At 60.4% G+C, this 4,476-nt stretch carries 4 protein-coding genes; all 4 read left to right on the plus strand.

What is annotated here, in order from left to right:
* On the plus strand, positions 1-1,379 hold a 1,379-nt coding region (phoR, locus tag AC3VI7_RS12170; protein ID WP_489671577.1), incomplete at its 5' end, for a phosphate regulon sensor histidine kinase PhoR.
* A gap of 99 nt (positions 1,380-1,478) precedes the next feature.
* Complete coding sequence (locus tag AC3VI7_RS12175; protein WP_489671200.1) at positions 1,479-3,086, plus strand: glycosyltransferase family 39 protein; 1,608 nt, start codon at positions 1,479-1,481, stop codon at positions 3,084-3,086.
* Between the two features lie 17 nt (positions 3,087-3,103).
* Positions 3,104-4,060, plus strand: a complete 957-nt coding sequence (locus AC3VI7_RS12180) for a glycosyltransferase (RefSeq protein WP_489671201.1) — start codon at positions 3,104-3,106, stop codon at positions 4,058-4,060.
* Positions 4,057-4,476: formyltransferase family protein (locus AC3VI7_RS12185; RefSeq protein WP_489671578.1), on the plus strand; the 420-nt coding region annotated here is incomplete at its 3' end. The genes AC3VI7_RS12180 and AC3VI7_RS12185, both read left to right, overlap by 4 nt.

The raw sequence follows: 4,476 nt of genomic DNA on the forward strand, positions 1-4,476 counted from the left end.
TTGCGCTCGTTGCCCCACGATTCTTATTGATGACGATGGGGGTGACACGTCTGATCCGGGCCGTGCTGTTCATGACGTGCAGCGCTGCGTTGGGCTATCTCTTCGGCTACTGGGCCGGACATGCTGTGCTGGGCACATGGTGTGGTGCGGCCTTGGCTGTGGTGGTGCAAGGGACGCAGGAACTGCTGGGTGCCGGTCGGCTGATCGGTTGGTTGCAGCGCATGCAAGCGGATGGTCTTGGGGGTGGTGTGACCACCTCCGCCCCCCGAGACCGTGGTCTTTGGGGTGAACTGGGTTACCGCGTCGAGCGCCTTTTGCGCCAGCATCAGGCGGCGCTGACGCTGGAACAAGTCCGGCTGGCCGAGTTTCTCAGCGCCATTGAGGCCTCGCCCAACGGGGTGATGCTGATCGACGCCCAAGATCAGATCGATTGGTGCAGCCGTGTGTCGGCCCAGCATTTTGGTCTCGACCCCGAGCGCGACCTGCGGCAGCGGGTCACCAACTTGATTCGTAACCCCCTTTTCGTGGCGGCGCTTCAGCATGGTGAGGAAGAGCTTGACGCCATGACACTGACCGCCCCGGCGGGAGGCATGATTTCGGTGTTGGTGCGCTCTTATGGTCAAGGGCAGCGGCTGGTGCTCTCGCAAGATGTGACTGAGCGCCAACGTATGGATGCCATGCGGCGCGATTTTGTCGCCAATGTTTCGCACGAAATCCGCACCCCTTTGACGGTGCTGGCCGGCTTTGTCGAAACCCTGGCTTCGGTGCCTTTGCCGCAGGATGAGCAACACAAGGTGTTGGGTTTGATGAGCCAGCAAGCGCAGCGTATGCAGTCCTTGGTGGCCGATTTGCTCACTTTGGCCCAACTTGAAGGCAGCCCACGGCCCACAGTGGACCGCTGGGTTTCGTTGGCGCATCTTCTTGAACAAGTCGAGATTGAGGCGCGCGGCCTCTCGGGCGGCCATCACCAGTTTCAGTTTCCTGATCTGGAGGGCCACGCTCTTCAGGCGGTGGAGATCGCCGGCCATCCCACGGAATTACTTTCGGCGCTGACCAATTTGGTCAGCAATGCCGTGCGCTACACACCACCCGCCGGACGGATCAGCGTGACATGGCACTTTCAGGCCGATGGTCGGGGTGTTTTTTGTGTCACCGATACCGGCATTGGCATTGCTCGTGAGCATCTACCGCGTCTGACCGAGCGCTTTTACCGGGTGGACGGTAGTCGCTCGCGTGAGACCGGAGGTACCGGGTTGGGCCTGTCGATCGTCAAACATGTCGTGCAGCGCCACGATGGCGAGTTGCAGCTTGAAAGCGACTTGGGCAAAGGCTCGCAGTTCCGGCTTATCTTGCCGGCTGCTCGGCTGCGGCGGAGCTGATGCTGCTGGATTGATCGCGTATCATCGCGCGCCTTACCCGCTGTTACCGATATGGGCTCATGGTGCCGATGGTCTTTTCTCGTCTTTGGGGTCGCCGGGTTGTGGTTGTTGACCCTGGGGTCGCGTAGCCTTTTCTCCCCGGATGAGGGCCGTTATGCCGTGTTGGCGCTGGCCATGGCCGAGTCGGGCGATTGGGTCACGCCCCGGCTCAATGGGCTGCTCTACTTTGAAAAACCCCCCTTGCAATACTGGCTGGGGGCGGTGGCGTTCAAGCTGCTCGGCGTCCATGAGTTTTCGGCGCGCTTGTGGCCGGGCTTAGCGGGTCTGTTGACCATCGCTTTGTTGGGCTGGACGGCTCGGTGTTTATGGGGTGCTCAGGCGGGTCTCAGGGCCTTGTTCTTGGCGTGCGGCACCACGTGGATCGTGGTCAACAGCCATTTCCTTTCCTTGGATGCGGGTTTGACGGCGACGCTGACCTTGGTGTTGTGTGGGCTGTTGCTGGCGGAGCGCTCTCAGGCATCGAAGCGGGAGCAGCGTTCTTGGATGCTGGTGGCTTGGTTGGGGCTGGCGCTGGCGGTGCTCAGCAAAGGGCTGATCGGACTGCTGCTGCCGGGGGCGACGTTGGTGGTCGGCAGCGTGGTGCTGCGTGATGTCTCGATATGGCGGCGCTTGCCTTGGGGGTGGGGCGGGCTGATCTTTCTGGCCGTGGTCTCGCCGTGGTTCGTGCTGATGTCACTACGGCACCCTGACTTTGCACATTTTTTCTTCATCCACGAGCACGTCGAGCGTTACCTGAGCAGCAGCCATCGCCGCGAAGGGGCTTGGTGGTATTTCGTGCCGGTGTTGCTGGTGGGATTCATGCCGTGGACCAGCACGCTGCCTGGCTTGTTCCGGCCCGCCAAGGTCGCCGACCGACCTGTTGAGCGAGCCTTGGTTTGGTTGCGGGTTTGGGCCTTATTCGTCTTTTTGTTTTTTAGCTTTTCTGGCTCCAAGCTGCCGTCCTACATCCTGCCGATGTTTCCGGCGCTGGTTTTGTTGACGGCTTGGCGACTTCAGCACGTTTCAGCCCCAAGCTGGCGCTGGCATCTGCTGGTGCCGGGGCTTTTTTGGCTGGGGATGTGGCTGGCCAGTTTCTGGCTGGAGCGCCATGGTTTGGGGAAGACGGCGCGGGTGCCCCCCGAGATCGTGGCGAGTGTGGCCGCTGGACTGCACTGGGCGGGTGCCGTTTTTATCGTGGCGGCGCTGGGGGCTTGGTGGGCGCTCGGGCACCAACGACTGACCGTGGCGGTGGCGGTGCTGGCGCTGGGTCAGTTGTGCGCGGTCTCGCTGGTTTTAGATCGCTATGAGGCTTATGGGCAATTCAAAAGCGCGGCCCGAATGGCTCAAACCCTTGAGGTCCAAGCTGTCCTGCAAGCGGACCCCACCGTGTACGCCGTGCGGCTTTATGACCAGTCGCTGCCGTTTTATTTGCGTCGCAACGTGGTGTTGGTCGATTACGTCAGCGAATTTGAGTTTGGTCAACAGCAAGAGCCTGAGCGTTGGATACCCACCTTAGACGCTTTTGTGTTGCGCTGGATGGCCGATGATGCCAAGGCGTTGGCCTTTATGGCCCCCCAGACCTTGCAGGTCTTGCAGCAACGGCATGTTCCGGTTCACGTCATTTTTGATGATGGTTTTCGGGTGCTTGTGACCAAACCAACCCGTTGATACGAAGAGCGCTTGCTATGTTGACATCCTCCAAACCCAACACACCGCTATTGAGCGTCGTGATCCCGGTTTACAACGAAGAGGCGAGCTTACTCGGCTTGTTTGAGCGCTTGTACCCGGCCTTGGATGCGCTTGGATTGAGTTACGAGATCATCTTTATCAACGACGGCAGTCGCGATCGTTCGGCGCATGTGTTGGCTGAACAATTCAAGCTTCGTCCCGACGTGACGCGGGTGATTTTGTTCAATGGCAACTTTGGCCAGCACCGCGCCATCTTGGCGGGCTTTGCCCATGCACGCGGCGAGCGCATCGTGACCTTAGACGCCGACTTGCAAAACCCGCCGGAAGACATCGCGTTGTTGCTGGCGGCGATGGATCAGGGCCACGACTATGTGGGCTCGATCCGGCGCATGCGCCAAGACTCGGCTTGGCGTCGCTGGGCCAGCCAAGCGATGAACCGCCTGCGGGCCCGGCTGACGCGCATCGAGATGACCGATCAGGGCTGCATGATGCGGGCGTACAGCCGCAACGTGGTGCATCTGATCAATCAATGTGGCGAGATGAATACCTTCATTCCGGCCTTGGCCTATCAGTTCTCGCGCCATCCGACCGAAGTGGTGGTGGGGCACGAAGAGCGCCATGCGGGCACATCAAAATATTCGCTCTACAGCCTGATCCGGCTCAATTTCGATCTGATCACCGGCTTTTCGGTGCTGCCGTTGCAGCTTTTCTCGCTGCTCGGGATGCTGGTTTCCTTGGGGGCGGGTTTGCTGGTCGTGGTCTTGCTTGGCCGCAGGCTGATCCTCGGCCCCGAGGAGGGCGGCTTGTTCACCCTCTTTGCGCTGGCCTTTTTCTTGATCGGCTTAGCGCTGTTTGGCATCGGTTTGTTGGGTGAATACGTGGGGCGGATCTACCAAGAGGTGCGCTCGCGGCCCCGCTATGTCATCAGTGCGGTGTTGGAGCAGCAGCCATGAGTCGTCATGCACGCGCCGTGGTGTTTGCCTATCACGACGTGGGTGTGCGCTGTCTCAAGGTGTTGCTGGAGGCTGGGGTGGAGATTGGTTTGGTGGTGACGCATCAAGATGCACCCCACGAAAACATCTGGTTTGAAAGCGTGGCTGAGACCGCCGCGCTCTACGGTTTGCCGTGCATCACGCCCGAAGATCCCAACACCGAGGCGGTGCTTGAACGCTGCCGGCAGGTGCAGCCGGATCTGATCTTCTCGTTCTATTACCGTCAGATGCTCAAGGAGCCCTTGTTGGCTTTGGCGCGGCTGGGGGCTTACAACATGCACGGCTCGCTCTTGCCGAAGTACCGTGGGCGGGTGCCGATCAATTGGGCGGTGCTGCACGGTGAGCACGAAACCGGGGCGACGCTGCATCTCATGCAC

This window comes from Leptothrix toolikensis (SeqCode), assembly GCF_057922285.1.

Coding starts and splice junctions, on each gene's coding strand:
- AC3VI7_RS12180 (WP_489671201.1), top strand. CDS start 3,104: ATGTTGACATCCTCCAAACCCAACACACCGCTATTGAGCGTCGTGATC.